The sequence below is a fragment of the Janthinobacterium sp. GW822-FHT07H10 genome (genome assembly GCF_058798675.1).
The window spans coordinates 835,998-859,294 of record NZ_JBXAKS010000001.1 but is presented as its reverse complement, the minus strand read 5'-3'; the positions used below and the strand labels follow the sequence as shown (position 1 = coordinate 859,294).

Annotated in this window: 17 protein-coding genes; 5 read left to right on the top strand and 12 right to left on the bottom strand. The window is 63.4% G+C overall.

What is annotated here, in order from left to right:
- Positions 1-7: 7 nt before the first annotated feature.
- From AC1RDJ_RS03845 to AC1RDJ_RS03825, 5 genes are all read right to left on the bottom strand, one after another.
- Positions 8-1,300, bottom strand: coding sequence for an MFS transporter (locus AC1RDJ_RS03845; RefSeq protein ID WP_493026534.1), 1,293 nt, complete (start codon positions 1,298-1,300; stop codon positions 8-10).
- A 276-nt stretch (positions 1,301-1,576) separates the two neighbouring features.
- Positions 1,577-2,308, bottom strand: a complete 732-nt coding sequence (locus tag AC1RDJ_RS03840) for a BON domain-containing protein (protein ID WP_493026533.1) — start codon at positions 2,306-2,308, stop codon at positions 1,577-1,579.
- Between the two features lie 100 nt (positions 2,309-2,408).
- Positions 2,409-3,080: a hypothetical protein gene (locus AC1RDJ_RS03835; protein WP_493026532.1), complete on the bottom strand. Its 672-nt coding sequence runs from the start codon at positions 3,078-3,080 to the stop codon at positions 2,409-2,411.
- Positions 3,081-3,286: 206 nt separating this feature from the next.
- On the bottom strand, positions 3,287-5,026 hold the full coding sequence (locus tag AC1RDJ_RS03830; RefSeq protein ID WP_493026531.1) for a dipeptidyl-peptidase 3 family protein: 1,740 nt from the start codon (positions 5,024-5,026) through the stop codon (positions 3,287-3,289).
- A gap of 143 nt (positions 5,027-5,169) precedes the next feature.
- Positions 5,170-5,769 carry a short chain dehydrogenase gene (locus AC1RDJ_RS03825; RefSeq protein ID WP_071322281.1) on the bottom strand — a complete coding sequence of 200 codons (600 nt, stop codon included), beginning with the start codon at positions 5,767-5,769 and terminating at the stop codon, positions 5,170-5,172.
- A 114-nt stretch (positions 5,770-5,883) separates the two neighbouring features.
- Here AC1RDJ_RS03825 and AC1RDJ_RS03820 point away from each other — a divergent pair, with 114 nt between their 5' ends.
- Positions 5,884-6,801, top strand: a complete 918-nt coding sequence (locus tag AC1RDJ_RS03820) for a LysR family transcriptional regulator (RefSeq protein WP_493026530.1) — start codon at positions 5,884-5,886, stop codon at positions 6,799-6,801.
- A gap of 127 nt (positions 6,802-6,928) precedes the next feature.
- On the opposite strand, the gene AC1RDJ_RS03815 is transcribed toward AC1RDJ_RS03820, so the two are convergent.
- From AC1RDJ_RS03815 to AC1RDJ_RS03805, 3 genes are read right to left on the bottom strand one after another with little or no spacing between them, the layout of a single operon-like run.
- Positions 6,929-8,368, bottom strand: coding sequence for an efflux transporter outer membrane subunit (locus tag AC1RDJ_RS03815; RefSeq protein WP_493026529.1), 1,440 nt, complete (start codon positions 8,366-8,368; stop codon positions 6,929-6,931).
- 31 nt (positions 8,369-8,399) lie between these two features.
- Entirely contained in the window at positions 8,400-9,998 is a 1,599-nt protein-coding gene (locus tag AC1RDJ_RS03810) for a DHA2 family efflux MFS transporter permease subunit (protein WP_071322279.1), read from the bottom strand.
- Between the two features lie 6 nt (positions 9,999-10,004).
- Positions 10,005-11,210 carry an HlyD family secretion protein gene (locus tag AC1RDJ_RS03805; protein WP_071322278.1) on the bottom strand — a complete coding sequence of 402 codons (1,206 nt, stop codon included), beginning with the start codon at positions 11,208-11,210 and terminating at the stop codon, positions 10,005-10,007.
- 147 nt (positions 11,211-11,357) lie between these two features.
- Here AC1RDJ_RS03805 and AC1RDJ_RS03800 point away from each other — a divergent pair, with 147 nt between their 5' ends.
- Positions 11,358-12,074, top strand: a complete 717-nt coding sequence (locus tag AC1RDJ_RS03800) for a TetR/AcrR family transcriptional regulator (RefSeq protein WP_493026528.1) — start codon at positions 11,358-11,360, stop codon at positions 12,072-12,074.
- A 21-nt stretch (positions 12,075-12,095) separates the two neighbouring features.
- Here AC1RDJ_RS03800 and AC1RDJ_RS03795 read toward each other — a convergent pair whose 3' ends face one another.
- From AC1RDJ_RS03795 to aceE, 4 genes are all read right to left on the bottom strand, one after another.
- Positions 12,096-13,280: a hypothetical protein gene (locus tag AC1RDJ_RS03795; protein ID WP_493026527.1), complete on the bottom strand. Its 1,185-nt coding sequence runs from the start codon at positions 13,278-13,280 to the stop codon at positions 12,096-12,098.
- Positions 13,281-13,663: 383 nt separating this feature from the next.
- Positions 13,664-15,442, bottom strand: a complete 1,779-nt coding sequence (lpdA, locus tag AC1RDJ_RS03790) for a dihydrolipoyl dehydrogenase (protein WP_071322275.1) — start codon at positions 15,440-15,442, stop codon at positions 13,664-13,666.
- Between the two features lie 10 nt (positions 15,443-15,452).
- The gene (gene aceF / locus AC1RDJ_RS03785) at positions 15,453-17,111 is read right to left on the bottom strand and encodes a dihydrolipoyllysine-residue acetyltransferase (protein WP_493026526.1); all 1,659 of its coding nucleotides are present in this window, start codon (positions 17,109-17,111) and stop codon (positions 15,453-15,455) included.
- A gap of 94 nt (positions 17,112-17,205) precedes the next feature.
- Entirely contained in the window at positions 17,206-19,902 is a 2,697-nt protein-coding gene (gene aceE, locus AC1RDJ_RS03780; protein ID WP_071322273.1) for a pyruvate dehydrogenase (acetyl-transferring), homodimeric type, read from the bottom strand.
- Between the two features lie 151 nt (positions 19,903-20,053).
- Here aceE and AC1RDJ_RS03775 point away from each other — a divergent pair, with 151 nt between their 5' ends.
- The 3 genes from AC1RDJ_RS03775 (at position 20,054) to AC1RDJ_RS03765 (ending at position 23,296) form a co-directional block, all read left to right on the top strand.
- Positions 20,054-20,236: a hypothetical protein gene (locus AC1RDJ_RS03775; RefSeq protein ID WP_493026525.1), complete on the top strand. Its 183-nt coding sequence runs from the start codon at positions 20,054-20,056 to the stop codon at positions 20,234-20,236.
- Positions 20,221-21,066 carry a bifunctional methylenetetrahydrofolate dehydrogenase/methenyltetrahydrofolate cyclohydrolase FolD gene (gene folD, locus AC1RDJ_RS03770; protein ID WP_493026524.1) on the top strand — a complete coding sequence of 282 codons (846 nt, stop codon included), beginning with the start codon at positions 20,221-20,223 and terminating at the stop codon, positions 21,064-21,066. The genes AC1RDJ_RS03775 and folD overlap by 16 nt, the downstream gene beginning before the upstream one ends.
- A gap of 154 nt (positions 21,067-21,220) precedes the next feature.
- Positions 21,221-23,296, top strand: a complete 2,076-nt coding sequence (locus AC1RDJ_RS03765; protein ID WP_289885175.1) for a M3 family metallopeptidase — start codon at positions 21,221-21,223, stop codon at positions 23,294-23,296.
- Position 23,297 lies beyond the last annotated feature (1 nt).

The window sequence follows — 23,297 nt, the reverse complement described above, 5'->3', positions numbered from 1 at the left end:
GCTTTTTTCATGCCGCCTGGGCTACGGCCACGGCAGCCTTCTGGCGCTGGATCGCCAGCACCAGCAGCGCGGCCACGAGGCAGGCGGCGCCGGCCGCGAACAGGGCCGGATTGTAGGTCAGCATCAAAGTGCGGATGCGGCCCGCGCCATATGCGGCCACGGCGGCGCCCAGCTGGTGGCCGGCGAAGATCCAGCCAAACACCATGCCTGCCCGCTCCTTGCCGAACGTGGCGCCCACCAGTTTTACCGTCGGCGGCACGGTGGCTATCCAGTCCAGGCCGTAGAACATGGCGAACAGGGACAGGCCGTACAAGGTGAATTCCGAATACGGCAGCCAGAACAGGGACAGCCCCCGCAAGCCGTAGTACCAGAACAGCAATTTGCGATTGTCATAGCGGTCCGACAGCCAGCCCGACAGGATCGTGCCGAACAGGTCGAAGGCGCCCATCATGGCCAGCACGGAGGCAGCCGGCACGGCCGACAGGCCGGAATCGCCGCACAGGGAAATGAAGTGCGTCTGTATCAAGCCATTGGTGCTGAGGCCGCAGATGAAAAACGTGCCAAAGAGTATCCAGAAGGTGCGGTGCGCTGCCACGCTGCGCAAGATCACAAACGGCGTGGCAAACGTCATTTTCGCCGCCGGCACCGGCGCCAGGGGCGTGGCCGGATCGGCGCCGTAAGGCCGCAAGGCCACATCCTGCGGGCGGTTGCGCATGCAGAAAAAAGCCAGTACGGCGACGATGGCGCAGCTGGCAAAGACGGGCATGACGGCCGTGCGCCAGCCGAAGTGTTCGATCAGCCAGGCGCCCACGGGCAGGAACAGCAGCTGGCCCGTGGCCGAACTGGCCGTCAGCACGCCCACCACCAGGCCCCGGTGCGTGTCGAACCAGCGGTTCGCCACGACGGCGCTCAAGACCAGCGCCGTCATGCCCGAGCCCAACCCCAGCAGGATGCCCCACAGGGCGACGAGGTGCCAGAACTGCGTCATGCGCGTGGCCAGCAGCATGCCGGCCGCGATCAGGCCCAGCGCGACGCAGATGACGTTGCGCAAGCCGAAGCGTTCCATCAGGATGGCGGCAAACGGCCCCATCAAGCCAAACAGCACGAAACGCACGGCCAAGGCCGAGGAAATCTGCTCGGCATCCCAACCAAATTCGCGGCTCAGCGGCTGCATCAGCGCGCCCGGCAAGCCCAGCGCGGCCGACGAGGTCAAAGCCGTGAGGAAAGTAATGGCGACGATGACCCAGGCGAAGTGGATGCCGCGCCGCGCCAGCCATTGCGAAACAGGATAGGAAAGCATGCTGTCCTCATGAGAAAAGAATGGATATCACCCACCTCCCGGCGGGATTTTCCTCATGTTATATTATGATCGTAATTTATACAAGCGAGTTCAACTCTGCTGTTGTTAAAGACAGACCTCAAAGCAGTCGCCTGCGCGCAACAAGCCGCAACAGCTAGGCAGTGCGACACGTCGGCCCGCGCAGGGGCAAGGAAGCGCCCGATTGCGGCACATCCCTGCCAACCCGGGCTGGCGCTACGGCCTGCCCGGCGCTTGCCGGACAGACATTGCCCTGCCTTATTTCACCTTCAAGCCATTCTTCACGTCCGTCACGCCTTCCACGCCGCGGGCCAGGTCGCCCGCTTTCTTCACTTCAGTTTTCGACGGCACGAAGCCGCTGAGCATGACGACGCCGTTGACCGTTTCCACATGCACATCCAGCGCTTTCAAGGTGGAGTCCTTGACCAGGTCCGCCTTGATCTTGGTGGTGATGACGGAGTCGGACATGGCCGTCTTGGTACTGCCAGCCGCATTGCGCGTCATGCAGGCGGCCTTGGCTGTCGCATCCATGGCGTCGCAGTTTTCCTTCGCCACGGCGGGCGGATTCTGCGCCACGTTGGTGCCTGCCTTGGCGCCCGTGTTCGCGTCGGCCAGGGCCGCCGTTTTCGCCGCCTTGGCATCGTTCATGCACGTGGTTTTATCGGCGCCCGTGCGGTCGCCGCACTTGGCGCGGGCCAGGTCATACTCGGCATTGGCCACGTCCTTGCGAGCCTTGCTCAGCTCGCGCGGCGTATTGCGATATTGCGCTACGGCATCCGAATCGGCCTTGGCGCGCGCCACCTTGGCTTCTTCCACGCAGACTTTTTTCGCGTTGCCGCTGTGCGCATCGCAGGCGACCTTGGCTTGCTTGTAGTCGTTTGTGGCCTTGTCGGTCAGGCTCTTGTATGAGGTATCTTGCGCATAAGCGGGTGCCGCGGCAAGCAGGGCGCTGGCGCTGGCGGCCAGTACGAGTGCGATCATTTTGTTCATGATGGTTCCTCTCTGGGTTAATTGATGCCCAGATTAGACCGCTGCCGTGCGCAAAGCTCCGTGCGACAGCACACGCTGGCAAGCCATTCACGCGAAAAACTCACGGTCCTTTGTCGCCGCTCAAACCCATCTGCCACAAAACTTGCGCCTGTTCAAATGGTGAAGCAGCCCCATCAAATTCAGCGCCGTTTTCCGCCAGCGCCAGCCATGCCTGCGTGGCGTGCGAACCGCCCACGCCTCCGCCGCTGGCACGCACGCCGCGCATCCATGCCAGCACCTCCTGGTAGTGCTCAGGGTGGCGCCCATGCATCCACGCCAGCGCCACCAGGTCCGCATAGCCCTCCTCGCGGCGCGTGTCGCGCAATTCCTGCGCCAGCCGTTTCAACTTGCCCCGCTGCATGCTGGGCGGCTCGACAAAGCCGCGCGGCAAGGCATGCCAGTCGCCCTGCGCATAGCGCCGGCAATGGCCGATCTCGTGCGCCGTCATCGCTTCCACCATCGCACCCTGGCGCGCGGGCGGCACGCCGCGCAATACGGCTTCGGCTTGCGCATTGCCGCGCAGCGACAGCACCAGCTTGCAGCGCCCTGCTTCGAAGCCCAGCGCCAGCGGCACGGCGCCGGGCGCATCCTGTGGCTGCACGATGATATCGAGCGGCAAACCTTGTGCACGCGCAAACGCGATGACGGGCTGGCCCGCCTGCAGCCAGCGCGTTTCCAGTGCGGTGAGATTGGCGGTGGCCACGGCGGGCCGCACAACGATGAGCAAACTCATTAGTGAGAGCAGTTTCAACATGGGTCAACAGGCAGGATGGGCGCGCAATGGAAGGAGTGCGATGCATGGTGGCGAGTTACCGCTGTAGAGTAAGCGCCAGAAAAATTTCCACAAGGAAAAACTGGCAACTTTTCACAAAAAAGACGAAAAAAAACCGGTGCGGGAGCACCGGTTTTCACACTGACAATATGCCGTCTACGCCAGCTTTATTTCTTTGCCGTCATCGCCTTGTCCAGCGCGCGCGCCGTGACGAATTCCGGGCGGATATCGTTGGGCACGGCCTTCATCTTGTCGAGCGCCACCTGTACCTCAGGACGAATCACCACATATTTGCTCATCAGGTCTTTCGCGCGCGCATAGTCGCCCGTCGCCTCGATGGTCAGGAATTCGCGGTCCAGGTCGATCACGGCCTGCTTGATCTTGCTGAAGTTGACGCCGAACTTGCCATCGCCCAGCGCAACAAAGCCGCCCTTGTCGAGGATGTAATTCATCTGGATGGCCATGCCGCGCGCATGCGAATCCGTCAGGCCGAAATGCAGGGTGCGGAAACCGGAGGCAAGGAAAGTGTTGTACAGCTTGCGCTCAGCCGCCTCGCCCTGGCCCAGGGTATCGTTGAGTTGCCCCTTGTCCATCATGTAGCGCAGCGCGAACAGGCCCGTGATATCGGCCTTGGCTTCCTCGATGGTCGAGTATGCTTCCTTCAAATCCTGGCGCGGCGTCGATGCCTTGCCGTCGACGACGGTCGCATGCGGGCCCAGGCCATGCATGATTTCATGCGCGAGGATGTGCGTGAAGAAGGAATTGAAATCCACGTCCTGCTGCGCCTCGGGCGTCAGCACCAGTTTCGAGATCGGTGTCAGGGTGGCCTTGAACTTGGCTTCCTGCACGTTTTTCAGCATCACGCGCTTCGAGCCGCGCGCGCTGATGATGCGCTCGTCATTGGGCAGGTTGTAGGCGGCCGTCTGCACGGCCATGTTGCCGTCGCCGGCGCCATACACCTGGTTGACCACCACCATCGGCGCCAGCGCGCCCACTTTCGGGTTGCGGTACCGGGCGTCGAGCGGCAGATTGTCTTCCAGCTCCTGCATGTGCTTGGCGAAGAAGTTCAGCTTTTGCGTCTCGGCCTGGTCGCGGATATTCACGTAAGCCTCGAATGCGGCCTTGTAGCCGAACAGCTCGTCGTTATACGTCTCGTAAGGGCCGATCGTGATGTCGACGGGCGCATCGAGATCCATCCAGGCGAAATCGGACGGCAGGTAGTCGTTGTCGAGGAAAGCCTTGGCGCGCAGGGTGAGGAACTTTTTCAGCGACGCATTGTCCGTGGCGGCCGCCGCCTCGTCGAGCAGCCTGGCCAGTTGCTTGAGTTCCACCTTGTACTCGTCCGAATACTTGACGGTCTGATATTTGCCATCCTTGCCGGCGCGGATGGTGGTGAAGAACCATTGCGCCTGCTGCTTGTCCTCTGCCGGCAAGCCATTCATCCACGTCTCCAGGCTGGCCTTGGTGGCGCCCTGCGGATAGAAATTGCCCGCTTCCGGCTTGTGCGCGGGAATGGCCATGCCGGCATAGCTGGCCGGCATGAACGAGGCGTGGGCGTCGAGCACCGACCATGGCCCCTTGTTGATCCAGAAATAATTCAGACGGGCCTGGCCCAGGGCCGACTTGTCTTTCTTCAGGGCTGCCCACAGGGCTTCGTTGCCGGACCAGCGCTGGCGCAATTGCAGCACGTCGACCAGCTTGGCCGCCTCGACCAGCTTGGCGATGGCCTGGCGGTCGCCGGCGGACAGGTGCGCCGTATCGGCAGTCAGCTCGACGGGAGCGTAGCGGGCGCTCATGGCCGTCAGTTGCGCGGCGGTGGCCGGTGTTGCTGGCGTGGCCGCTTGCGGCGCGGCGCAGGCGCTGCCGACGGCGGCGGCCATCAGCAAGGGAATCAGGATATTTTTCATGGGGGTCTCGGTTAGATTATTCTCAGGAAAAAAAGCGGCTGGCGCGGATGGCGCGCGACCGCTTTCTTGCTCAGCCTGCGATTGTAATCCACCTGCCCCCTGATCTGCCCCATCACCTGCCGGGCACGGTTGGCCAACCTGGGTTACCAGACCTTGTATACCTGCCCCGTCTGCGCGCCTTCCACGCTGCGGCTGTAGGCAAGCGCCACGCGGCTGGCCGCGGCCGGCTCGAAACCGTAAAAGAACGGGCCATATGCTTCCAGCGACTCTTCCAGCACCGTCGGGCTGACCACGTTGATGCGCACGCCACGCTGCAATTCGATGGCGGCGCCGCGCGCGAAGCCTTCCACGGCCGCATTCGTCATCGTGGCGGCCGTGCCGAAACGGATGGGCTGGTCGGCCACGATGCCACTGGTCAAGGTGATGGAACCGCCATCGTTCAGGTATTCCTGCGCCACCAGCGCCACGTTGACTTGTCCCATCAATTTGCTTTCCAGGCCCAGCTGGAATTGCTCGGGCGTGAAATCGGCCAGCGGGCCGAAATGCAGCTTGCCGGCCGTGACGACGACGGCGTCGACCTTGCCGATGCGCTTGAACAGGGCGCGCACTTGCGCGATATCGCCCATGTCGGCCTGGTGCGTGCCCGAGCGGCTGCCCACTTCGATGATTTCATGGCGCTGTGCCAGTTGTGCCGAGACGGCCTTGCCGATGGTGCCGCTGGCGCCGATGATGACGATTTTCATGATGCTGTCCTTGTCTGCTGTTGAACGATGGAGCCAGTATGCGCCGCTTCAGGAAAGCAATAAATACGCTAGAATTTACAAGATTACTAACCCATAGTTTGGAATCGAGCGGCCATGGATAAATTGCGCAGCATGGAAATCTTTGTCGCCGTCGTCGACGCGGGCAGTTTCACGTCCGCCGCCGAGGCCTTCCAGATCTCGCCAGTGATGGTGGGCAAGCACATCGCCTATCTGGAAGAGCGACTCGGCGCGCGGCTGCTGGCGCGCACCACGCGGCGCCAGGCGCTGACGGAAATCGGCGCCCAGTACTGCGAACAGTGCCGGCACATCCTGGCCAGCATCAGCGCCGCCGAACGGGGGGCCGAAGCCATGCGCACGGCGCCGCGCGGCAAGCTGAAGATCACGGCACCCGTGTCGTTCGGCAGCGAATGCATCGCGCCGCTGATGGCCGACTACCTCGATGCATATCCGGAAGTGAGCCTGGAACTGAACTTGAACGACAGGACCGTGGACCTGGTGGAGGAAGGATTCGATGCGGCCATCCGCATCGGCAAGCTCGAGGATTCGGGCATGGTGGCGCGCGCGCTGCGGCCGTATGCGATGGTGATCTGCGCCGCCCCCGCCTACCTGGCGAAACACGGCACGCCGCGCACGCCGGCGGACCTGGCGCGGCACGAATGCCTGGACTTCATGCAGTGGACGCGCCATGTGCGCTGGCGCCTGGCCAGGAGCGGCGACGACGACGGCAGCCCCGTGCGCGCCAGCCGCTTTCGCTCGAACAATGGCCAGGCGCTGCGCGTGGCGGCGCTGCACGGCTTCGGCATCGTCATGCAGGCGGAAATCCTGATGGCCGCCGATATCGCCGCCGGCACGCTGGTGCCGCTGCTGCCCGAGTACGTGCCGACGCCGCGGCCCATGCACCTCGTGTACTCGCGCGACCGCCAGCCGACGCCGAAGCTGACGACCTTCATCGATTTTCTGCTGGAACGCTACGGGCCGGCGGCGACACCGCCACCGGCCACGCTCACGTAACTGGTTGGATGGACTTGCCATGTGTTGCTCATGGTTGAGCTTGCGACACCGGAGAAAACCGTAGCGAGCTGCAGCGAGGCTCGCCGGCCGCCAGGCGCGACGCGCGGCAGGTTTTCTCTGGTGTCCTTCAATGCTGCCAGCCGGCACCCAAGGAACGGGCCACGGCCACCGTCGCCAGCAGGCGCTGGGTCTTGATCTGCGCGGCGGCGCGGTCGGCCGCCAGCGAACTGCGCTGGGCATCCGTGACGTCGAGGTAGGTCGAGATGCCGCGCTCGTAGCGCGTGCGCGCCACCAGGTAGGCGCGCGCCGCCGCTGCCTGCGACAGGGCCTGGGCGTCGCCCTGCAACTGGCGCTGCTCGACGTCGGACAGCGCATCTTCCACTTCGCGCAAGGCCGTCAGCAGCTTGGTTTCATGGTTGGCGACAGCCTCGGCGTAGCGCGCCTTGGACAGGTCCAGGTTGGCCTGGTTGCGGCCGCCGTCGAAGATGGGCAGGGACAGGGCCAGCGGGCCAAAGCTGAACTGGCGCGAACCGCCCTGCGCCAGGTCGCGCAGCTTTTCCGATGCGTAGCCGAAATTGCCCGTCAATTGCAGCGACGGATAAAACGCGCCTTCGGCCACGCCCACTTGCGCGTTCGCCGCGCGCAAGCCCGCCACGCTGGAAACGAGGTCCGGGCGGTGCGCCACCAGGCTGGCCGGCAGGCCGACGGGAATGGCGGGCGGCAGCGGCAAGGCCGATGGCTCGGCGGCCACCGGCAATTGCAGCGCCGACGGCGGCTTGCCCGTCAGCGTGGCCAGGCTGTTTTCCAGCTGGTTGCGCTGACGCTTGACTTCATGCAGGTCGGCCTGCGCGTTCGACAGTTCGACTTTTGCGCGCGCCAGGTCCAGCTCATTCGTCAAGCCCGCGTTGAAGCGCGCCTCGACCAGTTGCGCCGACTCGCGGCGCGTGTCGAGCGCGCCATTCAGGATCGCCATTTCCGCGTCCAGCCCGCGCAGCTGCCAGTAATTGCTGGCCACTTGCGCCGACAGCATCAGCAGCACGCCATCGCGGTCGGCCTGCGCCGCCAGCGCCTGCGAATCGGCCGCTTCGACCATGCGTTTTACGCGGCCCAGCAGGTCGACTTCATACGACAGCGAAGCGCCCACGGAAAAATTGTTGCCGCTGATCGAGCGGTTGCCCAGGGCCAGGCCCTGCGAGGTATTGGCCGAGGTGCGCGAGTTCGACACACCCGTGCTGAGGTTGACGCTCGGGCCCTGGTTGGCGCGTGCCGTGCCGCTTTGCGCCAGTGCCTGCAGCAGGCGCTCGCCGGCCGCCTTGACGCTGGGATTGTCCTGCAGCGCGCTTTGCTCGAGACGGTTCAGGGTCGCATCGCCGTAGATGCTCCACCATTCCTTGGGCAACTGCGCGGCGTCGGCCGCGCTGGCGCCATGGCGGAAGGTGCCGTTGTCGATGCCGGCGACATTCACCGGGGCCTTGAAATCCTGGCCCACGGTGCCGCAGGCGGACAGCGCCACGGCCAGCGAGACGGCCAGCGCGATTTTCGTGATGTTCATAGATGCGGTTTGCATGGTGATTACCTTCTTGTTCTTGAGTGGGCGGTCAATGACCGCCGCCACCGCCACCGGGGGCTTTGAGTTTGTCGGCCAGCCACAGGGGCACGATGCAGGCCAGCAGAATGGCGCCGATGAGGAAGAAGCCATCGTTGTAGGCCATCACATACGCTTCGCGGCGCACGATGCCGTCGATCGCCTGCAAGGCCTGGTTGCCGGCCGTGACGGCGTCATAGCCCTTGGCCATGAACGACGACGTCAGCTGGTCGATGCGCAGCTGCGTGGCGCTGGAAAACACGTTGATCGCTTCGCCCAGGCGCTGCGAGTGGAAATGTTCGCGCGTGCTCAGGGCCGTCGCCAGCAGGGCGATGCCGATCGAGCCGCCCAGGTTGCGCGTCATGTTGAACAGGCTGGAAGCGGATGCCATGTCCTTCGGCGCGATGCCCTTCATGGCGAAGTTCGACAGGGTCAGCATGACGAAGGGCTGGCCCAGCGCGCGCACCACCTGCGACCACAGCAGCTGGTCGTAGCCGGTGGAAGCGTCCATGTAGGCATTCATCATGCACGAGCCGCCGAACAGCAGCAGGCCGAACGAGCACAGGATGCGGTTGTCCACCTTCGACGACAGCTTGGCGACAAACGGCATGATGAACAGCTGCGGCAAGCCCACCCACATGATGACTTCACCGATCTGCATCGGCGAGTAGCCGGCGATCTGGCCGAGGAACAGCGGCAGCAGGAAGGCCGAGCCGTACAGGCCCATGCCCGTCACGGCCGACAGCACGGTGGCGACGAGGAAGTTGCGCTGGCCGTACAGGGCCAGGTTGACGAACGGCTCGGCGCGCGTGGCGCTGGTGACGACCCAGCCGAGGATGCCCGTCAGGGCCAGCGCGGCGAAGGCGATGATGAAGCCCGAGTCGAACCAGTCCTTCGAATTGCCCTCTTCGAGGAAAATCGTCAGGCAGCCCAGGCCCAGGGCCATGAAGAAGATGCCGAGCCAGTCGGCCTTCCAGAACAGCTTCAGGTTCGTCGGCTCGCGGTCCAGGCCATAGATCATGCCGACGATCAGCAGCACGCCCGGCACCCAGTTGATGTAGAAGATCGAGGGCCAGCCATACAGCTCGCTCAGATAGCCGCCCAGGGTCGGGCCCATGGCCGGCGCCAGGGTGGCCGTCAGGCCGAAGATGGCCATGCCGACGGCGCGCTTCGAGGCGGGCAGCTTGAGCATCACCAGCGTGAACGCCATCGGAATCAGCGCGCCGCCCGTAAACCCTTGCAGCATGCGGAAGACGATCATGCTTTCCAGATTCCACGCCGCCCCGCACAGGGTCGAGAACAGCAGGAAGAAAGCGGTGGTGCCGATCATGTAGGTACGCAGGCCGAACACACGCGCCAGCAGCGCGGTGAGGGGAATGACGATGATTTCCGCCACCAGGTAGGCCGTGGAAATCCACGAACCCTCTTCCTGGGTGGCCGACAGCGAGCCAAGGATATCCTTGAGCGAGGAGTTGGTGATCTGGATGTCGAGCACCGCCATGAAGGCGCCCAGCATGCCGGCGGCGACCGCCAGCCAGGTGCGTCCGGAGACTTTTTCGTCGATCACGGGAAACGCCGGCGGCTTCGCCAGCGTGGTGGAGGGGCTGCTCATGACAACTTAGCGGGCGGTGGTCTGGGCGGCTGGCGCGGCGGCGTGGCGCGCGGCCGCGTCCTGAGCTTGAGGCGACTCGGGCTGGTTCACTTCCACTTCGGCGATCACCGACATGCCCGGCACCAGGCGGCCGTTCATGGCCTTGATGTCGGCCGGCTGGAAGACGATCTTCACCGGCACGCGCTGGACGATCTTGGTGAAGTTGCCGGTCGCGTTATCGGCTGGCAGCAGCGCGAATTGCGCGCCCGACGCGGGGGCGAAGCTGTCGACCGTACCCACCAGTTTCTTGCCTGGCATGGCGTCGATGGTCACGTGCACGCTCTGGCCGCGGTGCAGGTCGGCCAGTTGCGTTTCCTTGAAGTTGGCCGTGACCCAGACGTTGTCCTGCACGATGGCCGTCAATTGCTGGCCGGGCTGCACGCGCATGCCCGTTTCCACATTGCGCTTGCCGATGCGGCCGGCGACGGGCGCCAGGATGCGGTTGTATTGCAGCTGCTGCTCGGCATCCTTCAACTGCACGCGCAGCACGGCCACCTGGGCCTTGGCCACGTCGCGCGCGGCCTGGGCGGCGCCGATCTGCGCCTTGGCGGCCACGGCGCTGTCGCGGCGGGCGGCCAGGTCGGCCACGGCGCCCGAGCGGGCAGCGTTGGCCGCGTCGAGTTCCGCCTTCGAGACGGCTTTCATCTGGCTCGTGTACAACTGGCCAAAGCGTTCGGCGTCCTGTTTGGCGCGCAGCAGCTGGGCGTCGGCTTGCGCCACCTGCGCCTGGGCGGCGCTGGCCTGCGCCTGCACTTGCGCGATCTGCGCATCGGCTTGCAGCACCTGCTGCTCGGCGCTGGCGATTTGCGCGGCGATCTGTTCGGTCTTCACGCGCTGGTCGAACGGGTCGAGTTCGGCGATCACGTCGCCCTCTTTCACCAATTGGTTGTCATCGATGAAGACCTTGCTGACGACGCCGGAAATGCGCGCCGAGACGGGATGCACGTGGCCGGAAACGTAGGCGTTTTCCGTTTCGACGAAATAATGGCTGCGGTACCACATGCGCGCGCCGGCGCCCAGGGCGACCAGGACGATCAGGCCGGCGATGATCTTCACGCGATGGTTGGGCGGGGTGGAGCTGGCAGATGCGGCGGGCGCGGACGGTGCGGCCGGGGCCGCGAGTGGGACGGCGCTAAGCACTTTTTGTTCTGCTTGGCCAGGCTGATTCGACATACTGCGCTCCGGAAATGAAATGATATCTGTTCATTATTGGACAAAGAAAAGCCAAAGTCAAGAAATGAAACGATTGCATTTCATTTTAATTTGCACTACAGTGTGAGCCATCACTCACCTTCCAACCTTATAAAAGAGACCCCGAGCATGCCAGATCCCGGCCTCAGCGATACCTTGCCTACCGACAACAATACCGACAATGCCCAGGAGCTCAGCTGCTGCGGCAAGCCGGCCGGACGCCCGCGCGCGGCCGACATGGAGGCGCGCATGGAAAACCTGCTGCATGCGGCCGGTTGCCTGTTCCTGGAAAAAGGGTATGGGAAAGTGAGCCTGGAAATGATCGCGCGCGAAGCCCATGTGGCCGTGCGCACGATTTATGTGAAGTTCGGCGGCAAGTCGGGATTGTTCAATGCCGTGGTGGAACAACGCCGCGCCGCCTATTTCTCCACCATGCCAGCACTGGAAACGGATATGCGGCCCCTGCCCACCATCCTCGGCGAGTTCGGCCTGCTGTTCGTGCAACTGGTCACCATGCCGGCAGCCATCCGCCTGAATCGCATGGTGGTGGCCGAGGCGGCCACGCACCCGGAACTGGCGGAAACGTTTTACAAGGTGGGACCGGGACAGACGCGCGAGATGCTGACCAAGTTTTTCAGCCGTCCCGATATTGCGCCGCTGTTTCGCGAGGAATTGACGGCCCCCATGCTGGCCTTGCACCTGCTCAATTGCCTGCTCGGCGACCAGATGTCGCGCCTGCTGTTTCCACCGCAGGCGCAACCGGATGTGGCGCAATTGCGCAGCAAGGTGGCCGTCAGTCTCGACCTGTTCCTGCACGGCACCTTGCGCAAGCAGCCGGCGGCCTGAAGCTGACAGCCAGAGGCGGCGTCAGCCAGGGCGGCTGCAGTCTTCCTGCATGCTCGCCTGCACCGGGCCAGCCTCGATGCGTTCGCCGCTCAGGCCCAGCGCGCGCAGGAATGGCTGGGCTGCCGACGTGCCATCAAAGCTGAGTGAGGGCTCACTGCCATCATAGCGATCTGGGCCGTAGCGCATCAGGTCGAACGAGGTTTCAAAGCGCTGCGCCAGGAAATAGGTGCGGAAATAATCGAAGGCGAACGCCACCTGGCCATCGGCGCGCAATAGCAAGCCGTGCGCATACAGGGGCGCCAGCCACTCCCCGGTCGCCATGCTCCAGCCCTTCACGCCACAGTAATCGCTGGCGAAGCGTTCCAGTTCGGCCTGCCCCAGGAACAGGGTCTTGGCTTCGAACATCACGAACGCCAGCTCGATCAGGAATTCGCGCGCGGCCACCGCGTCGTCCGACGGCCCCTGGTGCGGCAGGCCCGCCTTGCCCAGCAAGCCGTCGAGATAGAGGCGCTCGCCGGCCAGTTGCGGCAGCAGCGTGGCAAACACATACTCGGCATCCATCTGCCCCGTTTCGTGGCCATTCGGCGTGTACAGCACCGACAGGGCGAAGTTCTTGCTCACTTCATCGAACTCGCGCAGGGCCACCGTCCACTGCGTGCCTGGCGCGTCGCCATCGGCCGCATCGCTGCCGAATTCCAACACGGCAAAAGCCGCCATCTGGCCATGCGAACCGTAGAGACTGCCAGGATTACTCTTGAACAAGATCCCAAGCGAGCGCATCAACGAACTGGCGTCGCCCGTATGCTGGTGGCCGTGGAACACGGCGTGGATGTTCTTGTAGCGCGCGCGCTGTTCCGCGCTGGCATGCTCGTCGGCGGAAAAAAAGCTGAAGCCCGCGTTGCCCAGCGTGGTCGCGGCGACGCCCTGCACGCGGCTGCCCGGCACCAGGTAAAAGCGCGCGCCTGGCTGGCTGGCCGCCTGCAGCAGGGGGCGCAGGAAATATTCGTAGACATACACGGGCGTCGTGCCGGCACAGGCGTCAGGCGCCACCAGCTGGCCCGTGAAGAAAATGGCGTCGATCTGCTTGCCCGCCGCCAGAATGGCGGCCACGTCCTGGTACAAGGCGTGCAGCATCACGGCTTGCTCTTGCTCATCGGCCCGGCGCAAGCGGACATCGGAAATATGCAGGGCGGTAAATTTTTTCATTGTTGCAAAGCTTTCTCAGTACAGCCGAACTTGACCGGACACTGGCAACGTTCAGGGAAAAATCACACCCCCCTGGGCAAGCGCGAGCGAAACATGGTTACAGTCCCCCATTTTGCCACTTTTTCCATACGGCAATACTCACCAATTTTCACATGCAGCCCATCTCTCCTGTATCGGCTGCGCTTTACGTGACTGAAGTCAACGAAAATAAAAAAACCGGAAGCATGTCCCGGTATTTTCAGTACTGAAAGTTAATTTTCTGTCAGCGCTTGCGCGATGGCGCAAGTCGGCGCGCCCTGAATCGGGTCGGCAGCCAGCGGACCACAATAAAAAAGCCCCGCAATCGCTTGCGGGGCTTTTCAGCTTATAGCAGCATCAAGCAATCAGCGCTTGCGCGGCGGCGGCAAGTCCGTGCACACGCCTTCATACACCTCTGCGGCCATGCCGATCGACTCGCCCAGGGTCGGGTGAGGATGGATGGTCTTGCCGATGTCGGTGCCGTCGCAGCCCATTTCGATGGCCAGCGCGATTTCGCCGATCATGTCGCCCGCATGCGTGCCGACGATGGTGCCGCCGATGATGCGGTGCGTTTCGGCGTCGAACAGCAGCTTGGTGAAGCCTTCGGCGCGGCCATTGGCCACGGCGCGGCCCGATGCGGCCCACGGGAAGTGGCCCTTCTCGACCTTGATGCCCTTGGCTTTCGCTTCGTCTTCCGTGATGCCGGCCCATGCCACTTCCGGATCCGTGTAGGCGACCGACGGGATCACCTTGACGTCGAAGTGCGACTTCTGGCCGGAAGCCGCTTCGGCGGCCACGTGGGCTTCATGCACGGCCTTGTGCGCCAGCATCGGCTGGCCCACCAGGTCGCCGATGGCGAAGATGTTCGGCACGTTGGTGCGCATCTGGCTGTCGACTTCGATGAAGCCACGCTCGGTAACCGTCACGCCGGCCTTGTCGGCGGCGATCTTCTTGCCGTTCGGGCTGCGGCCCACGGCGACGAGCACCAGGTCGTAGATCTGCGGCGCCGGCGCCGTGGCGCCCGCTTCAGCCGCTTCGAACGTGACCTTGATGCCTTCCGGCAGCGCCTCGACGGCCACTGTCTTGGTCTTGGTCATGATGTTGTCGAAGCGTTTTTCATTGAACTTCTGCCACACCTTGACGGCGTCGCGGTCGGCGCCCTGCATCAGGCCATCCATCATTTCGACCACGTCGATGCGTGCACCGAAGGTCGAATACACGGTGGCCATTTCCAGGCCGATGATGCCGCCGCCGATGACCAGCATGCGTTTCGGGATCTGGCGCAATTCCAGCGCACCGGTCGAGTCGACGATGCGCGGGTCTTCCGGCACGAATGGCAGTTTCACCACGGAGGAACCGGCGGCGATGATGGCCTGCTTGAACTGCACGACTTTCTTCGTGCCGTCGCCTGCCGTCACCTCGATGTGGTTGGCGCTGAGGAACTGGCCCACGCCCGTCACCACTTGCGTCTTGCGCGCCTTGGCCATGCCGGCCAGGCCGCCCGTCATGTTCGAGATCACGCCTTCCTTGTACTTGCGTACCTGGTCGATGTCGATGGTCGGCTTGGCGAACGTCACGCCCGTATTCGACATGTGCGCCGTTTCGTCGATGACGGACGCCACGTGCAGCAGCGCCTTCGACGGGATGCAGCCCACGTTCAGGCACACGCCGCCCAGGGTGGCGTAGCGCTCGACGATGACCGTCGACATGCCCAGGTCGGCCGCGCGGAACGCTGCCGAGTAGCCGCCAGGACCGCCGCCCAGCACCATCATGTCGACATCGATGTCGACCTGGCCGCTGTAATTGCCGGCCGGGATGGCGGCAACGGCTGCCGGTGCCGCCGCCGGGGCAGCCGCAGCTGCCGCAGGTGCAGGTGCAGCCGCTGGCGCGGCAGCTGCCGCGCCTTCAGTCGCTTCCACCACCAGCAGCGCGCTGCCTTCGGCGATCTTGTCGCCGACCTTGACCTTGACTTCCTTGACGACGCCTGCGTGGGTCGACGGAATCTCCATGCTGGCCTTGTCCGATTCGACCGTGATCAGGGACTGGTCCACCTTGATGGTGTCGCCGACCTTGACCATCAGTTCGATGACTTCGACTTCCTTGAAGTCGCCGATATTCGGTACTTTTACCTCTACTGTGCTCATCAATCGCTCCTTACAGCAGAATTTTGCGCATGTCGGCCAGGACTTCGCCGAGGTACACGGAGAATCGCGCGCCCATCGCGCCATCGACCACGCGGTGGTCGTAGGACAGCGAGGTGCCCATCATCAGGCGAGGCTGGAAGGCCTTGCCATCCCATACCGGCTTGATCGAGGCTTTCGACAGGCCCAGGATGGCCACTTCCGGCGCGTTGACGATAGGCGTGAAGTGCGTGCCGCCGATGCCGCCCAGGGACGAGATCGTGAAGCTGGCGCCCTGCATGTCGGCCGGTTTCAGCTTGCCTTCGCGCGCCTGCAGCGACAGTTCCGTCATTTCGCGGGCGATCTGCGAGACCGACTTCTGGTCCGCGCCCTTGATCACGGGCACCACCAGGCCGTTCGGCGTGTCGGCCGCGAAGCCGATGTTGTAGTACTGCTTGAGGATCAGGTTCTCGCCCTTGGCGTCGAGGGACGCGTTAAACGCGGGGAATTTCTTCAGCGCGGCAACCGATGCCTTGATGACGAAAGCCAGCATGGTCAGCTTGGCCGCATCCTTGTTTTTCGCATTGGCGGCGTTGGTGTCGACGCGGAACGCTTCCAGGTCCGTCACGTCCGCTTCGTCGAACTGCGTGACGTGCGGGATCATGACCCAGTTGCGGTGCAGGTTCGGGCCCGAGATTTTCTTGATGCGCGACAGCGGCAGCAATTCGGTCGTACCGAACTTGCTGAAGTCCAGCGACGGCCATGGCAGCAAGTCCAGGCCCACGCCGGAACCGGCCTTGGCAACCGGTGCATTTGGCGCGGCGACGGCGCCAGACATCACGCCCTTGACGAAGTTCTGCACGTCTTCCTGGGTGATGCGGCCCTTCGGACCGGAACCGCCCACGCGGGTCAGGTCCACGCCCAGTTCGCGCGCGAACTTGCGGATCGATGGCGACGCGTGCGCCAGCTTGCCGTTGGCCGCAGGCGCGGCGGCGGCAGCTGGAGCAGCAGCAGGCGCCGGAGCAGGCGCCGAAGCGACGGCGGCGGCCGGTGCGGCGGCAGCTTGCGCGGCAGGTGCTGGTGCAGCGGCGGCAGGAGCGGCGCCAGCGGTCGTTTCAACGACCAGCACCAGCGAACCCTTGGCAACCTTGTCGCCGACCTTGACTTTCAATTCCTTGACGATACCGGCGTGGCTCGATGGAATTTCCATGCTGGCCTTGTCCGATTCGACCGTCAGCAGCGACTGGTCGACCTTGATGGCGTCGCCCACCTTGACCATCAGTTCGATGACTTCGACTTCCTTGAAGTCGCCGATATCGGGCACGGTCACTTCCACCAGGGCCGGCGCGCCGGAAGCGGCAGGCGCTGGCGCGGCCGCAGGGACGGCGGCTGGCGCAGGAGCGGCGGCAGCGGGTGCAGGGGCGGCGGCGGCAGGCGCTGGCGCCGACGCGTCGTCCGCCACTTCCAGCAGCAGGACCAGCGAACCTTCGGCGATCTTGTCGCCCACGTTGACTTTCAATTCCTTGACGACACCGGCGTGGCTCGATGGAATTTCCATGCTGGCCTTGTCCGATTCGACCGTGATCAGGGACTGGTCGACCTTGACCGTGTCGCCTGGCTTGACCATCAGTTCAATGATCTCGACTTCCTTGAAATCGCCGATATCCGGGACTTTGACTTCCACAATGCTCATAGCTTGCTCCGTTATTTTATTTGTCAGATGGACCCGCACACACGCCAGGGCGGCACTTTCGCACCGCCCTGGCGTCATCGGGTCCGCACAACGATTACTGGGTCACCGGATTCGGTTTGTTGGCGTCGATGCCGTACTTGGCGATCGCCTGCTCCACCACCGACACGTCGATCTTGCCTTCGTCGGCCAGCGATTTGAGCGCGGCCACGGTGACATAATAACGGTTCACTTCGAAGAACTCGCGCAGTTTGGCGCGGCTGTCCGAGCGGCCAAAGCCATCGGTGCCCAACACTTTATAAGTGCGGCCCTTCGGCATAAAGGCGCGGATCTGTTCTGCAAACGCGCGCATGTAGTCGGTCGTGGCGACGATCGGGCCGTCCGTGTCCTGCATCAGCGACGTCACGTACGGCACGCGCTGCTCTTTCGACGGGTTGACCATGTTCCAGCGTTCCGCATCCTGGCCATCGCGGGCCACCAGGGTCAGCGACGGCGCCGACCACACGTCCGCGGCCACGCCCCAGTCGTTGGCAAGCAGTTCGGCGGCGAAGATCGATTCGCGCAGGATGGTGCCGCAACCGATCAGCTGTACGCGCAGCTTGGCGGACTTGTCGCCTTCCTGCAGCTTGTACATGCCTTTCAGGATGCCTTCTTCCTGGCCTGGCTTGATGCCTGGCTGGGCGTAGTTCTCGTTCATGATCGTGATGTAGTAGAACACATCTTCCTGGTTGGCGATCATGCGGCGCAGGCCGTCCTGGATGATGACGGCGACTTCATGGCTGAAGGTCGGATCGTACGGCATGCAGGTCGGGATGGTCGCGGCGAAGATATGGCTGTGGCCATCTTCGTGCTGCAAGCCTTCGCCGTTCAGCGTCGTGCGGCCGGCCGTGCCGCCCATCAGGAAGCCACGGGCGCGCATGTCGGCCGAAGCCCACACCTGGTCGCCGATGCGCTGGAAGCCGAACATCGAGTAGAAGGTGTAGAACGGGATCATGATGCGGTCGTTGGTCGAATACGACGTCGCCGCGGCGATCCACGAGCTCATGCCGCCCGCTTCGTTGATGCCCTCTTGCAGGATCTGGCCAGCCTTGTCTTCGCGGTAGTACATGACCTGGTCCTTGTCGACCGGCTCGTACAACTGGCCTTTCGGATTGTAGATGCCGATCTGGCGGAACAGGCCTTCCATGCCGAAGGTACGCGACTCATCGACCAGGATAGGCACGACGCGCTGGCCCAGGTTCGGGTCTTTCAGCAGGGTCGAGATGACGCGCACGAATGCTTGCGTGGTCGAGATTTCACGGCCTTCAGGCGTTGCTTCCAGCACGTTCTTGAACGCGTCCAGGCCAGGCACCGGCAGGGTTTCTTCCGCTTTCTGGCGGCGCTGCGGCAAGTAGCCACCCAGGGCCTTGCGGCGCTCGTGCAGGTAGACCATTTCCGGCGCATCGTCGGCCGGCTTGAAGAACGGGATCTCGGCCAGCTTGTCGTCCGGGATCGGCAGCGAGAAGCGGTCGCGCATTTCGCGGATGGCTTCGTCGTCCAGTTTTTTCGTCTGGTGCGCCGTGTTGCGCGCTTCGCCGGACTTGCCCATGCCGTAGCCCTTGATGGTTTTCACCAGCAGGACGGTCGGCTGGCCCTTGTGTTCCTGGGCGATCTTGAACGCCGCGTAGATCTTGTGCGGATCGTGGCCGCCACGGGTCAGGCGCCAGATGTCGTCGTCCGTCATGTTGGCAACCATTTCCAGCAGCTTCGGATGCTTGCCGAAGAAGTGCTTGCGCACGTAGGCGCCATCTTTCGCCTTGTAGTTCTGGTACTCGCCGTCGACGGTTTCCATCATCACGCGCTGCAGGATGCCTTCCTTGTCTTGCGCCAGCAGGGCGTCCCAGCCCGGACCCCAGATGACCTTGACGACGTTCCAGCCGGCGCCGCGGAATTCACCTTCCAGTTCCTGGATGATCTTGGTGTTGCCGCGCACAGGGCCGTCCAGGCGCTGCAGGTTGCAGTTGACCACGATGACGAGGTTGTCGAGCATGTCGCGCGCGGCCAGGCCGATCGCCCCCAGCGATTCCGGCTCGTCCATCTCGCCGTCGCCGCAGAAGGCCCAGACCTTGCGGTTGTCGGTCTTGGCGATGCCGCGTGCGTGCAGGTATTTCAGGAAGCGTGCCTGGTAGATCGCCATGTGCGGGCCCAGGCCCATCGACACGGTCGGGAACTGCCAGAAGTCAGGCATCAGTTTCGGATGCGGGTACGAGGACAGGCCCTTGCCGTCGACTTCCTTGCGGAAGTTCAGCATTTGCTCTTCCGTCAGGCGGCCTTCGAGGAAGGCGCGCGCATACACGCCGGGCGAGGAGTGGCCCTGGATGTACAGCAGGTCGCCGCCGTGGTCGGCCGTTGGCGCGTGCCAGAAGTGGTTGAAGCCGATGCCCAGCATGTTCGCCAGCGAAGCGAACGAGGACAGGTGGCCGCCGAGGTCGCCGTCGGCGCGGTTGGCCTTGACCACCATGGCCATGGCGTTCCAGCGCATCCACGAGCGCAGGCGCTCTTCGTATTCGAGGTTGCCGGGACAGTGTGCTTCTTGTTTGGTGGGAATGGTATTGACGTAGGCGGTGGTGCTGGAGAACGGGATCTGGGCGCCGCGGCGGCGGGCCAGGTCGACCAGGCGTTCCATCAGGTAATGCGCGCGTTCCGGACCTTCATTTTCCAGCACTGCTTCGAGCGCGTCCAGCCACTCCTTGGTTTCCTGCATATCCGGGTCGGTGCCGATCTGTGTCGTTACCTGGTTCAGTTGAGCTGACATCTGTTGAGTCTCCTTTGTGATCGCCCCACCCCGATTTTCCGGATCGCTGTCGGACGGTATTTCGCTGATTATTTACTATTAAGTTGGATTAGTGTGGGGATTCTAACAGCGTATTTAGTATTTTTCAAATTACGATATAGCATTCCACATCATGAAATCACCCTATGAATTTTATGCTGCACTGCCGCAAATTCCGGGCAGAAATGAATGTGATGAAAGCGGTAAACAAAGCAGTAAAGCGACGGCAAAAACGCCGGCCGGCAGCCGGCGGCTTTATAATCTGTCTTTTCCCTCCCACCAGCTCTCAGCCTCCCTACCATGCCAGCACAACTGATCGACGGAATCGCCCTCTCCCAAAAACTGCGCAGCGAGATCGCCACGCGCGCCGCCGCCCTCACCGCCAAGGGCACCCAGCCCGGTCTGGCCGTGATCCTCGTCGGCGAAGACCCGGCCAGCCAGGTGTATGTCCGCAACAAGGTCAAGGCATGCGGCGACGTGGGTTTCCACTCGGTGCTGGAGAAATATGAAGCGGACCTGTCCGAAGCGGACTTGCTGGCACGCATCGCCAGCCTGAACGCCGACCCAGCCATCCATGGCATCCTCGTGCAAATGCCCTTGCCCAAGCACATCAACCCGCACAAGGTCATCGAAGCGATCGCCACCACGAAGGACGTGGACGGCTATTCCGTCCTCAGCGCCGGCGAACTGATGACGGGCTTGCCCGGCTTCCGCCCCTGCACGCCGTACGGCTGCATGAAACTGATCGAAAGCACGGGCGTGGACTTGCGCGGCAAGCACGCCGTCGTCATCGGCCGCAGCAACACCGTCGGCAAGCCGATGGCCCTGCTGCTCTTGCAAGCGAACGCTACCGTCACCATCTGCCATAGTGCGACGCCGAACCTGGGCCTGTACACGCGCCAGGCGGACGTCGTCGTGGCCGCCGTCGGCCGCCGCAATACGCTGACGGCCGACATGGTCAAGCCGGGCGCCATCGTCATCGACGTGGGCATGAACCGCGACGATGACGGCAAGCTGTGCGGCGACGTGGATTTTGCCGGCATCAAGGAAGTCGCCTCGCACATCACGCCCGTGCCGGGTGGCGTGGGTCCGATGACGATCACGATGTTGCTGATGAATACGGTCGAAGCGGCGGAACGCATTTAAAGAGGCGCACCCGGGAAAATGTCCATGGCCGTGTTGCCGTGCCTCGCCGTACTATTCGTACTGCTTTCGGCGCCGCGCATGGCCTGAACATTTTTCAGGCGCTCTAGAATCCAGGCGGCGTTGCCGCCTGAAGATATATATACAGGATTAGCTGATGACAACCGACAACCCCTTGCTGGACTTCTCCGGACTGCCACGCTTCGATGCGATTACCGCCGAGCACGTTGCACCGGCCATCGACACCCTGCTGGCCAAGGCGCGCGCCACCGTGGCGCACTTGGCGGCACCGGAGACGGCCGTCAGCTGGGATAGTTTTGTTGCACCGCAAGATGAGATCAGCGAAACCCTGGGCCGCGCCTGGGGCATCGTCAGCCACCTGAGCAATGTTGTAGATACGCCCGAATTGCGCGCCGCCTTCAATGAAAGCCAGCCGAAGGTGACGGAATTCTGGACCGAACTGGGCCAGAACGAGGCGCTGTTCGCCAAATTCAAGCAATTGCAGGACAGCGCCGAATTCGCGACCCTGTCGCCGGCACGCAAGACCATCGTCGAACACGCGATCCGCGGCTTCCGCCTGGGCGGCGCCGAGTTGCCGGAAGAGAAAAAAGAGCGCTTCGGCGCCATCCAGGAAGAGCACGCCGCCGTTTCCACGCGCTTTTCCGAAAACGTCCTCGACGCCACCAATGACTACAAGCTGCTGGTAAGCGACGAGCTGGAACTGGCCGGTGTGCCCGACGACGTGAAGCAGGCGGCCCGCACGGCCGCCGCGAAGGATGGCAAGGACGGCTACCAGTTCACCCTGCACTTCCCCTCGTTCTACCCGATCCTGCAATTTGCCGACCGGCGCAGCCTGCGCGAAACGATCTACCGCGCCAACGTCACCAAGGCATCGGAACTCGGTGATGGCTTCAGCCGGAAAGACGAATGGGATAATGGACAGAATATCGTCACTTTGCTGAAGTTGCGCGACGAAGAAGCCAAGATGCTCGGCTATAAAAACTTCGCCGAAGTGTCGCTGGTGCCGAAGATGGCGCAGAGCCCGGAACAGGTCATTGCCTTCCTGGAAGACCTGGCCCGCCGCGCGCGTCCCTACGCGGAACAGGACCTGGCCGAGCTGCGCACGTTCGCGAAAGACGAGCTGGGCCTCGATACCCTGGAAGCGTGGGACGTACCTTACGCCTCGGAAAAGCTGCAGGAGCGCCGCTATGCGTTCTCGGCACAGGAAGTAAAACAGTATTTCCCGGAACACCAGGTCGTCGATGGCCTGTTCCGCCTCGTGCAGACCTTGTTCTCCGTGCATATCGTGCCGGACACGGCCAGCACCTGGCACCCGTCCGTGCGCTTCTACCGCATCGAACGCGACGGCGAACTGGTGGGCCAGTTCTACCTGGACCTGTATGCGCGCGCCGGCAAGGGCGGCGGCGCATGGATGGACGACGCGCGCGGACGCCGCATGCACAACGGCAAGCTGCAAACACCCGTCGCTTATCTGACCTGCAACTTCACGGAACCGGCCTTGATCGACGGCCAACTGCAGCCATCGCTGTTTACGCACGATGAAGTCATCACCCTCTTCCACGAATTCGGCCACGGCTTGCACCACATGCTGACGCAGGTGGATGAGATCAGCGTGTCAGGCATTGCCGGGGTGGAATGGGATGCCGTGGAACTGCCGTCGCAATTCATGGAAAACTTCTGCTGGGAATGGGATGTGCTGCAGCACATGACTGCCCATGTGACGACGGGCGCGCCGTTGCCGCGCGCCCTGTACGACAAGATGCTGGCGGCGAAAAACTTCCAGTCCGGCATGCAGACCCTGCGCCACGTGGAATTCTCGCTGCACGATATGCACTTGCACTACGATTACAACCCGTTCGGCACGCAAAGCGTGCAAGACGTGATCGACACGGTGCGCCGCAAGTTCGCCGTGCTGATCCCGCCCGCCTACAACCGCTTCCAGAACGCGTTCGGCCACATCTTCGCCGGCGGCTATGCGGCAGGCTACTACAGCTACAAATGGGCGGAAGTGCTGTCCGCCGACGCCTATGCGGCCTTCGAGGAGGCGGCGGCCCTGACGGGCGGCGTGGTTTCTGCGGAAACGGGCAAGCGCTTCCAGCAGGAAATCCTGGCCGTCGGCGGCTCGCGCCCGGCGCTGGCATCGTTCACGGCCTTCCGCGGCCGCGAACCTTCGATCGACGCCCTGCTGCGCCACAGCGGCATGGCAGCCTGAG

What these genes read in the sequence shown, in the direction of transcription:
- AC1RDJ_RS03845 (WP_493026534.1), bottom strand. Translation starts at nt 1,300, where the DNA reads ATGCTTTCCTATCCTGTTTCGCAATGGCTGGCGCGGCGCGGCATCCAC.
- AC1RDJ_RS03840 (WP_493026533.1), bottom strand. Translation starts at nt 2,308, where the DNA reads ATGAACAAAATGATCGCACTCGTACTGGCCGCCAGCGCCAGCGCCCTG.
- AC1RDJ_RS03835 (WP_493026532.1), bottom strand. Translation starts at nt 3,080, where the DNA reads ATGAGTTTGCTCATCGTTGTGCGGCCCGCCGTGGCCACCGCCAATCTC.
- AC1RDJ_RS03830 (WP_493026531.1), bottom strand. Translation starts at nt 5,026, where the DNA reads ATGAAAAATATCCTGATTCCCTTGCTGATGGCCGCCGCCGTCGGCAGC.
- AC1RDJ_RS03825 (WP_071322281.1), bottom strand. Translation starts at nt 5,769, where the DNA reads ATGAAAATCGTCATCATCGGCGCCAGCGGCACCATCGGCAAGGCCGTC.
- AC1RDJ_RS03820 (WP_493026530.1), top strand. Translation starts at nt 5,884, where the DNA reads ATGGATAAATTGCGCAGCATGGAAATCTTTGTCGCCGTCGTCGACGCG.
- AC1RDJ_RS03815 (WP_493026529.1), bottom strand. Translation starts at nt 8,368, where the DNA reads ATGCAAACCGCATCTATGAACATCACGAAAATCGCGCTGGCCGTCTCG.
- AC1RDJ_RS03810 (WP_071322279.1), bottom strand. Translation starts at nt 9,998, where the DNA reads ATGAGCAGCCCCTCCACCACGCTGGCGAAGCCGCCGGCGTTTCCCGTG.
- AC1RDJ_RS03805 (WP_071322278.1), bottom strand. Translation starts at nt 11,210, where the DNA reads ATGTCGAATCAGCCTGGCCAAGCAGAACAAAAAGTGCTTAGCGCCGTC.
- AC1RDJ_RS03800 (WP_493026528.1), top strand. Translation starts at nt 11,358, where the DNA reads ATGCCAGATCCCGGCCTCAGCGATACCTTGCCTACCGACAACAATACC.
- AC1RDJ_RS03795 (WP_493026527.1), bottom strand. Translation starts at nt 13,280, where the DNA reads ATGAAAAAATTTACCGCCCTGCATATTTCCGATGTCCGCTTGCGCCGG.
- lpdA (WP_071322275.1), bottom strand. Translation starts at nt 15,442, where the DNA reads ATGAGCACAGTAGAGGTAAAAGTACCGAATATCGGCGACTTCAAGGAA.
- aceF (WP_493026526.1), bottom strand. Translation starts at nt 17,111, where the DNA reads ATGAGCATTGTGGAAGTCAAAGTCCCGGATATCGGCGATTTCAAGGAA.
- aceE (WP_071322273.1), bottom strand. Translation starts at nt 19,902, where the DNA reads ATGTCAGCTCAACTGAACCAGGTAACGACACAGATCGGCACCGACCCG.
- AC1RDJ_RS03775 (WP_493026525.1), top strand. Translation starts at nt 20,054, where the DNA reads ATGAAATCACCCTATGAATTTTATGCTGCACTGCCGCAAATTCCGGGC.
- folD (WP_493026524.1), top strand. Translation starts at nt 20,221, where the DNA reads ATGCCAGCACAACTGATCGACGGAATCGCCCTCTCCCAAAAACTGCGC.
- AC1RDJ_RS03765 (WP_289885175.1), top strand. Translation starts at nt 21,221, where the DNA reads ATGACAACCGACAACCCCTTGCTGGACTTCTCCGGACTGCCACGCTTC.